Annotated in this window: 11 protein-coding genes; 3 read left to right on the top strand and 8 right to left on the bottom strand. The window is 70.2% G+C overall.

Features of this window, described 5'->3' with window-relative positions; genetic code table 11:
- The first annotated feature begins 2 nt into the window (after nucleotides 1-2).
- Together AB0J33_RS13075 and AB0J33_RS13070 are read left to right on the top strand one after the other, a co-directional pair.
- The gene (locus AB0J33_RS13075) at nucleotides 3-668 is read left to right on the top strand and encodes a hypothetical protein (protein WP_363612949.1); all 666 of its coding nucleotides are present in this window, start codon (nucleotides 3-5) and stop codon (nucleotides 666-668) included.
- 54 nt (nucleotides 669-722) lie between these two features.
- Nucleotides 723-1,289 (top strand): TetR family transcriptional regulator C-terminal domain-containing protein, encoded by a 567-nt coding sequence (locus tag AB0J33_RS13070; RefSeq protein WP_363612947.1) that lies wholly within the window; start codon nucleotides 723-725, stop codon nucleotides 1,287-1,289.
- A gap of 121 nt (nucleotides 1,290-1,410) precedes the next feature.
- On the opposite strand, the gene AB0J33_RS13065 is transcribed toward AB0J33_RS13070, so the two are convergent.
- The 4 genes from AB0J33_RS13065 to AB0J33_RS13050 form a co-directional block, all read right to left on the bottom strand.
- Nucleotides 1,411-2,727, bottom strand: a complete 1,317-nt coding sequence (locus AB0J33_RS13065; RefSeq protein WP_363612945.1) for a hypothetical protein — start codon at nucleotides 2,725-2,727, stop codon at nucleotides 1,411-1,413.
- A gap of 12 nt (nucleotides 2,728-2,739) precedes the next feature.
- Complete coding sequence (locus AB0J33_RS13060) at nucleotides 2,740-4,266, bottom strand: alkaline phosphatase D family protein (protein WP_363612943.1); 1,527 nt, start codon at nucleotides 4,264-4,266, stop codon at nucleotides 2,740-2,742.
- 127 nt (nucleotides 4,267-4,393) lie between these two features.
- Complete coding sequence (locus tag AB0J33_RS13055; RefSeq protein WP_363612941.1) at nucleotides 4,394-5,380, bottom strand: hypothetical protein; 987 nt, start codon at nucleotides 5,378-5,380, stop codon at nucleotides 4,394-4,396.
- The gene (locus AB0J33_RS13050; RefSeq protein ID WP_363612939.1) at nucleotides 5,377-6,657 is read right to left on the bottom strand and encodes an MFS transporter; all 1,281 of its coding nucleotides are present in this window, start codon (nucleotides 6,655-6,657) and stop codon (nucleotides 5,377-5,379) included. The genes AB0J33_RS13055 and AB0J33_RS13050 overlap by 4 nt, the downstream gene beginning before the upstream one ends.
- 220 nt (nucleotides 6,658-6,877) lie before the next feature.
- Between AB0J33_RS13050 and AB0J33_RS13045 the strand changes: the two genes are divergently transcribed.
- Complete coding sequence (locus AB0J33_RS13045; protein ID WP_363612937.1) at nucleotides 6,878-8,257, top strand: DNRLRE domain-containing protein; 1,380 nt, start codon at nucleotides 6,878-6,880, stop codon at nucleotides 8,255-8,257.
- Between the two features lie 313 nt (nucleotides 8,258-8,570).
- Here AB0J33_RS13045 and AB0J33_RS13040 read toward each other — a convergent pair whose 3' ends face one another.
- The 4 genes from AB0J33_RS13040 to chvE form a co-directional block, all read right to left on the bottom strand.
- Nucleotides 8,571-8,819: a hypothetical protein gene (locus AB0J33_RS13040; protein WP_363612935.1), complete on the bottom strand. Its 249-nt coding sequence runs from the start codon at nucleotides 8,817-8,819 to the stop codon at nucleotides 8,571-8,573.
- A 394-nt stretch (nucleotides 8,820-9,213) separates the two neighbouring features.
- Complete coding sequence (gene mmsB, locus AB0J33_RS13035) at nucleotides 9,214-10,464, bottom strand: multiple monosaccharide ABC transporter permease (protein WP_354974240.1); 1,251 nt, start codon at nucleotides 10,462-10,464, stop codon at nucleotides 9,214-9,216.
- Complete coding sequence (mmsA, locus tag AB0J33_RS13030) at nucleotides 10,461-11,999, bottom strand: multiple monosaccharide ABC transporter ATP-binding protein (protein WP_363612933.1); 1,539 nt, start codon at nucleotides 11,997-11,999, stop codon at nucleotides 10,461-10,463. The genes mmsB and mmsA overlap by 4 nt, the downstream gene beginning before the upstream one ends.
- 82 nt (nucleotides 12,000-12,081) lie before the next feature.
- Nucleotides 12,082-13,224 carry a multiple monosaccharide ABC transporter substrate-binding protein gene (gene chvE / locus AB0J33_RS13025; protein ID WP_363612931.1) on the bottom strand — a complete coding sequence of 381 codons (1,143 nt, stop codon included), beginning with the start codon at nucleotides 13,222-13,224 and terminating at the stop codon, nucleotides 12,082-12,084.
- Nucleotides 13,225-13,436: the final 212 nt, after the last annotated feature.

The raw sequence follows: 13,436 nt of genomic DNA, 5'->3' as shown, positions 1-13,436 counted from the left end.
CCATGACCGACACGAAGACGCCGACCAGGACGCGGGTGGGCCCACTGCTGCGTCGTGCGGCCGACACCGAGGCCGCGATGTGGCGCAGCCTGTACCTGTGGGCGCGACGCCGCCCGCTGCCGCTGGGGCCCGGCGACGAGCCGTTCGGCTACCTCGGCGTGGTGAAGCCGATCCTCGGCATCTTCATCGGCCTGTCGGTCGTGGAGATCCCGATCTTCGATGTCGTGGTCACCCACGTGGTGCCGTGGCGGCCCGCCCGCTGGATCGTGCTGGGCCTCGGCGTGTGGGGTCTGCTCTGGATGATCGGCCTGTTCGCCAGCATGACCATCCATCCCCACGTCGTCGGCGACCGGGGCCTGCGGGTGCGGCTCAGCTCCGGCATCGACCTCTGGATCCCGTGGACCGACGTCGAGGCCCTGCGCAAGCGCTACCGCTCGCTGCCGTCGAGCAGGTCGGTGCAGGTCGAGCAGGAGGGCGAACGGCGGGTGGTGTCCATCGCGGTCGGCAGCCAGACGAGCATCGACGTCCTGCTACGCCGACCGCTGATCTTCGATCTGTCGAAGACCGGGGACACGCCCATGCACGAGCTGCGCCTGTACGCCGACGACCCGGACGGCCTGCTGCGCAGCGCGCGGGGAACCCCCGCGAGCCACACCGTCAGCCGGTGATCCGACGCCGCTGGCGGAGGTGCCCGGGTCACCCACTGTGAAACGATCGAGGCCATGCCCAAGAAGGTCGATCACCAGGAGCGCCGCACCCTCATCGCGGACGCGCTGATGCGGGTCGCCGCGGACCAGGGCCTGGAGGCGGTCAGCCTCCGACACGTGGCGACCGAGGCCGGTGTGTCCGCCGGGATGGTCCAGCACTACTTCCGGACCAAGGACGAGATGATGGCGTTCGCGTTGAGCGTGGTGCGTGAACGCAGCCAGATCCGGGTCACCGAGGCGGTGGCGCGGCTGGGCGAGAACCCTCCGCCTCGGCTGCTGCTGCGGACGATGCTCGCCGCGCTGCTGCCGCTCGACGAACGCACCCGCGACGACGGGCGGGTGGCGCTCGCGTTCCTCGCCTACACGGCGGTGCGACCGTCGGCCGCGCCCGGCCTGCACGAGGACACCGCGCAGTTCACCGGGTTCATCGCCAGCGTCCTGCCGGACAACCACGGCGCCGCCGCCGCGGCCGGTCTGCTGGCGCTGATGGAAGGGCTCGGTGTCTACCTGCTGGGCGGGCAGTACACCGCCGAGCAGGCGCTGGACGCGCTGGACGCCCACCTCGACCTGCTCTTCGGCTGATCTCACCGGCGCTGGCGTCGGCCCGCGCGGACCGATCGAGCCGGTCACACCGAAGTCGCGGTGTCCCCGGTAGCGGGACACCGCGACTTCACCTCACGCGGTGGGGAACAGGCCGGTCGGCTCAGTGGGTGGTCGCCCTCGCCCGCGCCTTCATCTGGCGCAACTCGTCGGCGGACATCAGCCAGGTGGAGTTCGTCGTGCCCAGACCGAGGAGCACCTGGTCGAAGCTGTTGCCGTCGTTGTCGTCGGTGTAGCAGACGCTCACCTCGCCCCACGGCGACGCGGCCAGGGCGAAGTGCTCCTGACGACCCGTCGTGGTCTGGCTCAACGCCTGGGCCGCCAGCCGTCCGGTGAACGTGCCGTCCGGGTTGAGGCCACGCGCCCAGACATCCGGGTTGGTGCCGGAGACCGTCCAACCCACCACCGCGTTGTCCTGGTCGTCGATGCCCACGCTGGGCGTGCCGGCGCCGGCCCCGGTGGAGACCTGGACCTCGTCGTGCCGGGCCGTGCCCGTGGCGGTGAACGATCGGGCCCAGACACCCCGGGTGCCGGTGTGGTCGGATTCCCAGCCGACGGTGAAGTCACCGGCGAAGTTCGCCGACACCGAGGCGCGCTGCTGCTGCCCGCCGCTCTGCGCGTTGGCCGTCCGCCGCGACAGCACCACGGCACCGTTGGCGCGGGCCAGCCGGGTCAACCCGATGTTGTACGAGCCGTTCGCGTCGGCGTCCTCGTCCCAGACCACCAGCGCGTCGCCGGAGGCGGACACCGCCACGTCGGGGCGGTGGTGCGTACCCGTCGTCTGCGAGGCGGTCACCTCGTACGCCTTGGTGGTGGCCGCGGTGAAGGCGGCGGCCTTGACGGTGGCGGGAGCCGTCCCCTGCACATCCTCCCAGACCACGGTGAAGCCGACGGCGGTGGCGTTGCTGGGCGCGCCGTCCGGGTCGACGGCGACCTTCGGCCAAATCTGCTGCCCGGCGTCGCTCGCGTTGGCCTGCCCCGAGCCGAGCACCGCGCCGGCCGGCGACACCACCCGGTACTGGATGTTGTAGACGCCGTTGCCGTCGCCGTCGGCGGCCCAGACCACCACGGCGTTGCCCCGGTCGTCGAGGCCCACGTCGGGGCTGATGTGCCGCCACGCGGCTCCGCTGGTGCCCCCGGTGGACAGCTTCAGCTCGTACGCGGGGGTGCCGTCGCGGAACAGCCGCAGGTAGATCTCGCTGTGGGTGTCGTCCTCCGGTGCGGTGCTGTCCCGGTCGTCCTCCCACACCACGGCGACATGACCGTTGCGGTTCATGGCGATGGAGGGCAGGTCCTGGTCGCCGGTGGCGACGCTGTTCGCGGTGGTCCAGGTGACCGCCTCGGCGGTCATCGCGGTCGGCGCCAGCGCCATGTTCGGCACCAGCAGGGACGCGGTGAGCAGTGCGGTGATCGCGCTCATGGTGGCTCTCCCTTACCCGGCCTGCAGGCCGGGCTGGCCGTCGAGGATGACGAACGAGCGCACGGTGGAGGCCGCCGCGCCGTGCTCGGTCACCGAGTTCACCGCGCGGAAGTCCGCGCGGACCTGGCTACGGCTGATCGTGGTACGGACGTAGCCGCGACGGTCCGAGTAGAACTTCAGGTGCGGGTTGGCCGCCGCGTTCGGGACCGTGGTGCTGCCGCTGCCGTTGCCGGTCGAGCTGATCGAGGTGCAGACCAGTTCGGTGCCGATGGTCGCCGAGGAGGGGTTGGCGTAGTCGGCCTTGAGGTCGTTCGCCCACGACCGGTGCACGTCGCCGGTGAGCACCAACGGGTTGCGCACCCCGCGCTGCTGCCAGCCGGTCTGGATCCGGCTGCGGGAGGCCCGGTAGCCGTCCCAGGCGTCCATGCTCGCCGCCCCGTTCGCGTCCAGCTGCTGGGCGAAGAAGACCTGCTGGCCGAGGATGTCCCAGGTGCCGTAGCGCTGGGCCAGCCCGTCGAGCAGCCACGTCTCCTGGGCCGCGCCGGTCAGCGACCGGGAGGCCAGATCCGCGTCGGCGCAGACCTTCCAGCCGTCCCCGCACGCCTGGTCGTCGCGGAACTGCCGGGTGTCGAGCATGTGGAAGGTGGCGAGCTGTCCCCACCGGACCCGGCGGTACAGCGGGATGCTGTTGCCGTTGGCGGCGGAGGCCGGCCGCAGCGGCATGTTCTCGTAGTAGGCCCGGTACGCGGCGGTCCGCCGGGCGGTCCACTGCGCGGCGGTCAACGTCGGGCTGCTGTCGTTACGGACCATGTTGGCGTAGTTGTTCTCCACCTCGTGGTCGTCCGGCACCACCAGCCAGGGCGCCGCCGCGTGGGCCGCCTGCAGGTCCGGGTCCGACTTGTAGAGCGCGTAGCGGCGGCGGTAGTCGGCCAGGGACACGATCTCCGCGCCGACGTGCTGGCGCACCGTGGAGCTGCCGACGCCACCCTCGTAGATGTAGTCGCCCAGGTGCAGGATCAGGCCGGGGTTGTCCTCGGCCATCCGCCGGTACGCGGTGTAGTAGCCGGCCTCGTAGTGGGCACAGGAGGCGAAGGCCATCACCAGGTCGCGGCCGAAGGAACTGGGCGCCGGAGCGGTCCGCGTCCGCCCGACCGGCGAGATCTGGCCCTGGGCCCGGAACCGGTAGTAGTAGTCGGAGTCGGCCGCGAGCCCGCCCGCGATGGCGTGCACGGAGTGCGCGTCGGCGTAGCGGGCGACCACCGAGCCGGAGGCGACCAGCGAGGTGAAGCGGTCGGTGGTGGACACCTGCCACTCCACGGTCACGTCCGCGTTGGCCATGCCGCCCTGCCCGTCGGCGTTGAGCGGGGACGGTGCCAACCGGGTCCAGAGGACCACGCTGTCGGGTGCCGGATCACCGGACGCCACACCGAGTTTGAAGGGGTACGGCACCGCGGCGCGGGCACCCTGGCGGGGTGTCACCGCGACCCCGGCGGTCACGAGTCCACTGAGGACGAAGATGCGACGGCTCAGCCTTGTCATGGTCAACAGCCTCGGGAACGTCGATGAACGGCGATGGGTGCGGGGCGGAATCCGACATGACGGAATGCTGTCCGCACCAAGGCGTTCAGGTGTCCTGACCGCCGGGCCGGGGCCTCGACCTGGATCGTCAGGTGAGCGGCGACGGCGACTCGGCGCCGGGGATCGCCAGGGTCGACGAGCCGGACCCGTCCGCCGGCACGGTCCAGACGTCGGGCTGGCCGTCGTCCCCGCGCAGCGTGTAGGCCAACGTCCCGCCGTCCAGCCACGCGGCCTGGTCATCGACGCTACGGGTCTCGGCGGTCGCGGTGACCCGCATGGTGCCCAGGTCGAGGACCGACAAGCGCCAACCCTTCGCCGGGTCGGCGTCGACCGCCTCCTTGAACGCGAGCCGGGTGCCGTCCGGTGACAGCGACGGGCACTCGACGTTCTCCTTCAGGGTCTCCACCGTCCGGGCGGCGAGGTCGCCCCGGACGAGGTATCTCCGACCCCCGGTCGCCATGGTCGCGTAGAAGCGGTTGTCGTCGGCGGTGAAGGTGACGCCCCAGTAGTTGACGTCCGGGTTGCGGTAGCCGCGGCCGTCCCGGGTGATCGTGAACCCTTCGAGCGACGCCACCGTGGCGCCGGTGTGGGTGTCCAGAATCCCGGTACGGGTGGAGAAGCCACTCGAGGTGTACGAGTCGCCACCGACGAACGTCGTCCAGGAGACCATCCGGCCGGAGGCGGAGACCCGGGCCCGGTTCGGCAGGCCCGGCACGCTGACCGCCCGGGTCTGCCGCAGCGCGGCGTCCAGCACGACCATTTGGTACGACCACGCGGTCTCCGGTTTCAGGCAGATCCCCGTGCCGGCCGCGGCGTACACCCGGAGGCATTCCAGGCCGGCGACGGTGCGCGGCCCGGCGGGGTCGGTCGCGGCGACCGTGGAGACGTGCCGGTCGGTGATCGCCAGCAGGCGCGGCCCGGGTGCCAGAGTGACCGGCTGCTCGCCATCGCTGGCCGGCGGCGGCGTCCCGGGTGCCTGCGCGGCCGTGGCGGCGTAGCCGGCCGCCACGGCGCCCAGCAGCACGGCCGAGGCGACCACCACGGCGAGCTTCGCTCGCGTCGACATCGCGGTCATCGGGGCACCCTCCGGGGGGAAAGTCGGGACGGGGAGGCCAGCAGCCACAGCGTGCCGACCAGGACGGCGGCGACGGCGACGGCCGCCGCGCGGATCGCGGCCTCCGGCCCCCACGCCTGCCAGGCGAGACCGAACAGCACCGACGAGACCAGGTACGCGAGGGCCTGCCCGGTCTGCACCAACGCGATCCCGGTGGTGCGCAGCCGCGCCGGCAGCACCGGGCCGGCGAGCGCGATGAGCACGCCATCGGTGGCCGCGTAGAAGCCGCCGTACAGGGTCAGCGTCAGGGCGATCAGCGGCCACCCGTCGACCGGCCCGGCCAGCAGCAGATACGTCACCCCGAGGGCGGTGTATCCACCGATCACCACGGGCAGCCGGCCAATCCGGTCGGCGAGTACGCCGAGCGGGGCGGCGAGCACCAGGTAGGCCAGGCTGGTTCCCACCGCGAGCAGCGGGAACCAGCGCAGCCCGAGGTCCATCCGGTGTTGCAGCAGCAGGTAGACGAATCCGTCGCCGATGGTGGCCAGGCCGAGCAGCGCGGCGGCCAGCACCAGCCGACGGGCGGGCCCGCTGCGGAACAGGCCGAACGCCTCGACGACGGAGACCTTCGGGTCGTTCGGGTCGCTCACGCCGTCGCCGGGCGACCGCTCCCGGACGAAGAGCACGAGCACCACGACGGCCAGGGCCGCGATGCAGAAGCTGGTGACGAAGACCGCGTCGTACGACTGCCCGACGACCAGCAGGACCGCGAACGCGACGAGGGGCCCGAGGAACGCGCCGACGCTGTCCATCGCCCGGTGCACCCCGAACGCACGACCCAGCGCCCCGGGTGGCGTGGAGAGGGTGATCAGCGCGTCGCGCGGCGCGCTCCGCACGCCCTTGCCGAGCCGGTCGACGGCGATGACCGCGCCGATCGCCGGTATCGACCGGCCGGCCAGCAGCAGACCGAGTTTCGCGACCGCCGAGAGCGCGTACCCGATACCGGCGATCAGCTTGCGTCGGCGGAACCGGTCGGCGGCGAAACCGCCGACGACGCGCAGCAGCGCGGTGGCGCCGGTGTGGACGCCGTCGAGCACGCCGAAGGCCAGCGGGCTGAGGTGCAGGCCCAGCACCAGATAGAGCGGCAGGACCGCGGCCACCATCTCGGCCGAGACGTCGGTGATCAGACTGACCGTGCCGAGCGCTACGACGTTGCCGCTGACCAGCGCGAAACGTCGGCGTCGGGGCCCCGACGCGGGTGGGTCGGCGGCCGGCCGGGAGACGGTCGACAGGTACACGCGCATCTCCTCGGATCGACGGCGGACGGGCAGCCATCGTCCGTACCCAGTGGAGCGGACACAACGGACCACCGGTGGCATCCGGGCGAGATGCGGGTGAACGGGCCCCCAACACCGAGGTGTTCGCCTGCCGGGACGAAGTGTTCATCCGCCCGTCGTCCGCCGGCTCATCGACCTTCCTACATTCCTTGCGCTCTTCCCACGAGGTAAGGAGTCCTGGATGGACATTCGATTCCCCCGTCCGTCGGTGACGTTGGGGGTGGTCACGGTGATCGTCGCCGCGACCGCCGCCGTCGTCGTGACCGGCGCTGGCGCGGCGTCGGCGGCGAGCGTGACGTTCACGCCGACCGCCGACACCTACGTCCAGAGCGACGCGGCCTCCACCAACTACGGCACGTCCACTCAGGTCGTGGTCGACAACTCGCCCGTGCGCCGCTCGTTCCTGCGTTTCACCGTGAGCGGTGTCAGCGGCACGGTGACCAGCGCCAAGCTGCGACTGCGCACGATCAGCGGCAACGACGGCAGCGACGCCGGTGGCACGTTCCGCCGGATGTCCAACACGACGTGGTCGGAGACCGGCACCACCTGGAACAACCAGCCGGCCATCGACGGGGCGACGCTTGGCTCGATCGGCGCGGTCAGCGGCAACGCCTGGTACGAGCTGGACGTCACTGCCGCGGTCACCGGCAACGGCACGTACAGCTTCGGGGCGACCTCGAGCAGCGGCGACGGCGCCTACTACGACACGCGTGAGAGTGGCGCCGACGCCCCGCAGCTGGTCGTCACCGCCGGCACCACCACGCCGCCCCCGTCCGGGGACCCGGTGCTCGTCGGCGCCGGCGACATCGCGGACTCGGGCTCCGGCGACAGCGCCACCGCGACGCTGCTCGACAACATCGCGGGGACGGTCTTCACCACCGGCGACAACGTCTACGACAGTGGCACGGCGTCGCAGTTCAACAGCTACTACGAGCCCACCTGGGGTCGACACAAGTCCCGTACCCGCCCGTCGCCGGGCAACCACGACTACAACACGTCGGGCGCGACCGGCTACTACAACTACTTCGGTACGTCCGCCGGCCCGAGCGGTCGCGGCTACTACTCGTACGACCTCGGCAACTGGCACGTCGTGTCGCTGAACTCCAACATCAGCATGTCGGCCGGCTCGACGCAGGAGCAGTGGCTGCGCGCGGACCTGGCCGCCAGCAGCAAGCCGTGCACGATCGCGTACTGGCACCACCCGCTCTTCACGTCCAGCTCCAACCACGCGCCGTCGACGTCGACGCGTCCGCTCTACCAGGCGCTCTACGACTACAACGCCGACGTCGTGGTGTGGGGGCACAACCACGTGTACGAGCGGTTCGGGCCGATGAACCCGTCCGGCGGCGCCGACTCCAGCCGGGGTCTGCGCAGCTTCGTCGCCGGGATGGGCGGCGCCGGTCACTACGGCTTCGGCACCATCCAGCCCAACAGCGAGGCACGCAACAGCTCGGCGTGGGGCGTGCTGAAGTTCACCCTGCACTCCGGCAGCTACGACTGGCAGTTCGTGCCGGTCGCCGGTCAGAGCTACACCGACAGCGGCACCGGCAACTGCCACTGACCGCATGGGATCCCGCTGCGCCGTTCGCGGCGCAGCGGGATCGTCCCTCCCCGCCGCAGCGCTGCGAGGCCGCCGGCCGCACGGCGCTGCGGCGGAGTGGGCGTTGGGGTTGCCGCTCGCTGTAGAGCTGCCCCAGCTACGGGGCAGCGCGGACCGGCCGCCCGCCACGCGGACCCCACACCACAGGCAGACGCCGCACGCGCCCGCCAGAGGCAGCGCCGCTTCCGCGCCCCGCACCTCGATTCATTACCTCGCGATTGCAGATCTTGGGCAGTTTCCGTTCGGCGTGAACGAAAACTGTCCAAGATCTGTGTTAAACCAGCCTGACGACGCGGTCCGCTACCTTGCACAACCGGGGGCGCTTCGTCCTCCGACGCGACGCCGACGCGGACTGCGACCCGACCGCGACGGCGACCGCGACGGCGACCGCAACCCCGACCACGACGGCGACCCCGACCGTAACCGCGACCCCGACCGCGACCACGACCACGACCACGACCACGACGGCAACCCCCACGGCGACCGCGACCGCAACCGCGACCCCGACCACGACGGCGACCATGAGACCGCGCTACGGCGGCCGCCGCGACTGTTGATCGGCCCGAAGACGCACGATTGCCCAGGCCCTGCCACCTGCGCCCCTTCCGCCGTGCAGGTGGCGGTCCATATCTGGGGCAGCTCTACAGTGCCGCGAACAGATAAGTCCAACTCCGGCACGGCGAGCCGGCACGACCGGGCCAGCACGACCGGGCCAGCACGACCGGGCCAGCACGACCGGGCCAGCACGACCGGGCCGGCACGGAGTCGCAGCGGTTTTCGCTACGGGGCGGGCGTCCGTCGGGCGACGCGGGGCCCCGGACTGAGTTCGTGCCTGCGCGGGACGATCGGCACCGACAGACGACATGTGCCCCTGCCCGTCGGACGGGCAGGGGCACACGCACGTGTCGTCTCAGGCGTCAGCGGGCAGTGCCGGCCCGGCGCTTGTTGTAGACGTCGAAGGCGACCGCGACGAGCAGGACGAGGCCCTTCACCACCGACTGGGTCGACTGGTCGATGCCCATCAGCTGCATGCCGTTGCTCATCACCGCCATGATCAGACCGCCGACCATCGCGCCCACCACGGTGCCCACACCGCCGGTGACCGCCGCGCCGCCGATGAAGGCCGCGGCGATCGCGTCCAGCTCGAACATGTTGCCGGCGGCCGGCTGGGCGCCGTTCGACCGTGACGAGTAGATGACGCCGGCCACCGCCGCCAGGAAGCCCATGTTGACGAACATCCAGAAGTTGACCGTGCGGACCTTCACGCCGGACAGCGCCGCCGCCGACAGGTTGCCGCCGATCGCGTAGACCTGGCGACCGAAGACGGTACGCCGGGTGAGCAGGCCGTAGACCAGCACCAGGACCGCCAGGATGATCAGCACGATCGGCAGCCCTCGGGCGTGCGCCAACTGCCAGGCGAAGTACATGAGCACCGCGCCGACCAGCACGACCCGGGCGACGAACAGCGGGAACGACTCGACCGGCTGCTGGTAGCGAATGCGCGCCACCCGGGTGCGGAAGCCGCTGACCGCGTACCCGGCCACGGCGATGGCGCCGATCAGCAGCGTGAAGGCGTCGAAACCCTGCCCGCCGAGCAGGCCGTTGAGGAAGCCCGCCGCTACCTGCTGGTACTCGGACGGGAACGGCGACAGCGAGATGTTGTCGAGCACCCGCAGGGTGAGACCCCGGAACAGCAGCATGCCGGCCAGGGTCACGATGAAGGCCGGAATGCCGGCGTACGCCACCCAGAACCCATGCCACGCGCCGACCGCGACACCGACGACGAGCGCGGCCACGACGCCGATCCACCAGGGATGCCCCTGCTGGATCACCAGGACGGCCGAGACCGCTCCGGTCAGCGCGACCACCGAGCCGACCGACAGGTCGATGTGGCCGCCGATGATCAGGATGACCATGCCGATCGCGAGGACCAGGATGTACGAGTACTGGAGGACGATGTTGGTGATGTTGCCCGGGCTCAGCAACACCCCGTCGGTCAGGACCGCGAAGAGCGCGACGATGACGACCAGGGCGACGTAGATCCCGCTCTGCCGCAGGTTGTTCAACACCAGCGCCCGCAGGTCGTTCGTCCCACTGTGCAGAGCCGCGGCGGGTGTGCTGTCCGGCGGCGTCGGGCGCTCCGTCGAAGGGGTCTTGATGCTGGTCATCCGACGAGCTCCTTGTCCTTGGTCATCAGCTCCATGAGGCTCTCCTGAGTCGCCTCGGCCACCGGCATCTCGCCGGTGATCCGGCCGGCGGCGAGGGTGTAGATGCGGTCGCACATTCCGAGCAGCTCCGGCAGCTCGGAGGAGATGACGATCACCGCCTTACCGGCGGCCACTAGCCGGTTGATGATCGTGTAGATCTCGTACTTGGCGCCGACGTCGATGCCCCGGGTGGGCTCGTCGAGGATCAGCACGTCCGGGTCGGTGAACAGCCACTTCGACAGCACGACCTTCTGCTGGTTGCCACCGGAGAGCTTGCCGACCACGGCCATGACGCTGGGCGTGCGGATGTTCATCTCCTTGCGGCTGGTTTCGGCAACCTTGATCTCCTCGTTGCCGTTCACCCAGCCCAGGCGGGACAGCCGCTCCAGCGCGGCGGCGGAGACGTTGCGCCGCACGTCGTCGATGAGGTTGAGGCCGTAGCGCTTGCGGTCCTCGGTGACGTAGGCGATGCCGTTGTCGATCGCCTCGGCGACGGTGCGCGCCTGCACCTCCCGGCCGTGGACGAAGAGTCGGCCCCGGATGTCGCGCCCGTAGGACCGGCCGAACACGCTCATGGCCAGCTCGGTCCGACCGGCGCCCATCAGGCCCGCGATGCCGACGACCTCGCCGGCGCGGACGTTCAGGCCGACGCCCTCGACGACCATCCGGTCCTGGACCGGGTGGCGCACCGTCCAGTCCTCGATGCGCAGGACCTCGTCGCCGGGGGACGACTCGCGGTCGGGGTAGAAGCTGTCCAGGTCACGTCCGACCATGCCCCGGATGATCCGCTGCTGGTTGACGTCGTCGGACTTCATGTCGAGGGTCTCCACCGCGCGCCCGTCGCGGATGACGGTGGTCGAGTCGGCGATGGCGGTGATCTCGTTGAGCTTGTGCGAGATCATGATGCAGGTGATGCCCTGCTCCTTGAGGGCCCGCAACAGGTCGAGCAGGTGCGCCGAGTCGATGTCGTTGAGCGCGGCCGTCGGCTCGTCCAGGATGAGCAGGCGTACCTTCTTCGACAGCGCCTTGGCGATCTCCACGAGCTGCTGCTTGCCGACGCCGAGCTGGATGACCGGGGTGACCGGGTTCTCGTGCAGCCCGACGGACGCCAGCAGCTTCGCCGCTTCGGCGTTGGCGAGGTTCCAGTCGATGAGCCCGCTGCGGCCACGCCGCTCGTTGCCGAGGAAGATGTTCTCCGCGATCGAGAGGTACGGCACCAGCGCGAGCTCCTGGTGGATGATGACGATGCCGTTGGCCTCGCTGTCGCGGATGCCGCGGAACTGCATCGGCTTGCCGTCGAAGAGGATCTCACCGTCGTACGAGCCGGACGGGTGGACGCCGGACAGCACCTTCATCAGGGTTGACTTGCCGGCGCCGTTCTCACCACAGATGGCGTGGATCTCCCCGCGGCGCACTGCGAGGGTGACGTCCTCCAGCGCGGTCACGCCGGGGAAGGTCTTGGTGATGCGACGCATCTCGAGGATGGTGTCGTCCATGGTCACTGTCCTCCGTCAGGTCTGGACGCGGTACGCCCAGGCGTCGGGCCCGGCGGGGTGACCGCCGGGCCCGACGAGTGGGTTACTTCTTGGCCTGACCGGCGGCGACCTCTTCCGCCGTCCAGTAGCCGGAGTCGATCAGCGTCGCCTTGATGTCGTCCTTGTAGACGGTCGCGATCGGCAGCAGGTACGCCGGGACGACCTTGACACCGTTGTTGTACGTCTGGGTGTCGTTGGCCTGCGGCTGCTTCTTCTGCAGGAATGCCTCGGAGGCGTTGACGGCCTGCTCGGCGAGCAGTCGGGTGTCCTTGAAGACCGTGGAGTTCTGCACGCCGTCGTTGATCAGCTTGATCGAGGCGATCTCCGCGTCCTGGCCGGTGACCACCGGGAGCTTCTTCGCGCCGCTGCCGTAGCCGGCGTTCTGGAGGGCGGTGATGATGCCGCGGGAGATGCCGTCGTACGGCGACAGCACCCCGTCGACCTTCGAGCCGTCGTTGTAGGCCGAGGTGAGCAGGTTCTCCATCCGCTTCTGCGCGGTCTCCTGCTGCCAGCGCAGGATGGCGACCTGCTCGGGGGTGGTCTGCTTGGACTTGACCTTCAGCGTGCCGTTGTCGATGAACGGCTTCAGGGTGTCCATCGCACCGCCGAAGAAGTACTGGGTGTTGTTGTCATCCAGCGACCCGGCGAACAGCTCGACGTTGAACGGCCCCTTGGCCGTGCCCTTCGAGCCGTCCTTGTCCAGCAGGCCGAGGCCGACGAGCAGTGCGGTGCCCTGGGCGACGCCGACCTTGTAGTTGTCGAAGCTGACGTAGAAGTCGACGTCCTTGCTGCCGCGGATCAGCCGGTCGTAGGAGATGACCGGGATCTTCGCGGCCGCGGCCGCCTGCAGCTGGCTGTTCAGCGCCGTGCCGTCGATCGCCGCGATGACCAGGACATCCGCGCCCTGAGTGATCATCTGGTCGACCTGCTGCGACTGGGTGGGGATGTCGTCGCCGGCGTACTGGAGGTCGACCTTGTAGCCCTTCGCCTCCAGCTTCGACTTGACCGCGTTGCCGTCGGCGATCCACCGCTCCGAGGTCTGGGTCGGCATCGACACACCGATGGTCAAATCGCTGGGCTTCTCGTCGCCGGTCTTGTCACCGCTGCCCGCACCCCCGCCACTGCACGCCGCCATACTCAGCGCCAATGCCGCGCCGCCGAGAGCAACCAGGAATTTCCTGCCCACGGGCTTCTCCTCTCCGGATCCCCCGTCGACTGCCGGGGCCAACTGTCATCTTTCGGGTAGTGTTAGCGCTCACATAGATTGCGTCAACACCTGATCCGAAATACCGGTGTCACGGTCTCGTAACGAGCGCATCCAGGCGAGCGTAGTCATCCGGACGATCCGCCGAAAGAGCAGGACACGGGGCGTCGAACGGACTGGTGCCCGCGGACGAC

Source organism: Micromonospora sp. NPDC049645 (assembly GCF_040675155.1).
GTDB lineage: Bacteria > Actinomycetota > Actinomycetes > Mycobacteriales > Micromonosporaceae > Micromonospora.
Note: the sequence above shows the minus strand (reverse complement) of the source record. Positions and strands in the feature narration are given on the sequence as shown.

What these genes read in the sequence shown, in the direction of transcription:
- AB0J33_RS13040 (WP_363612935.1), bottom strand. Translation starts at nt 8,819, where the DNA reads ATGGTCGCCGTCGTGGTCGGGGTCGCGGTTGCGGTCGCGGTCGCCGTG.
- AB0J33_RS13045 (WP_363612937.1), top strand. Translation starts at nt 6,878, where the DNA reads ATGGACATTCGATTCCCCCGTCCGTCGGTGACGTTGGGGGTGGTCACG.
- AB0J33_RS13075 (WP_363612949.1), top strand. Translation starts at nt 3, where the DNA reads ATGACCGACACGAAGACGCCGACCAGGACGCGGGTGGGCCCACTGCTG.
- AB0J33_RS13055 (WP_363612941.1), bottom strand. Translation starts at nt 5,380, where the DNA reads ATGACCGCGATGTCGACGCGAGCGAAGCTCGCCGTGGTGGTCGCCTCG.
- AB0J33_RS13070 (WP_363612947.1), top strand. Translation starts at nt 723, where the DNA reads ATGCCCAAGAAGGTCGATCACCAGGAGCGCCGCACCCTCATCGCGGAC.
- mmsA (WP_363612933.1), bottom strand. Translation starts at nt 11,999, where the DNA reads ATGGACGACACCATCCTCGAGATGCGTCGCATCACCAAGACCTTCCCC.
- AB0J33_RS13065 (WP_363612945.1), bottom strand. Translation starts at nt 2,727, where the DNA reads ATGAGCGCGATCACCGCACTGCTCACCGCGTCCCTGCTGGTGCCGAAC.
- mmsB (WP_354974240.1), bottom strand. Translation starts at nt 10,464, where the DNA reads ATGACCAGCATCAAGACCCCTTCGACGGAGCGCCCGACGCCGCCGGAC.
- AB0J33_RS13060 (WP_363612943.1), bottom strand. Translation starts at nt 4,266, where the DNA reads ATGACAAGGCTGAGCCGTCGCATCTTCGTCCTCAGTGGACTCGTGACC.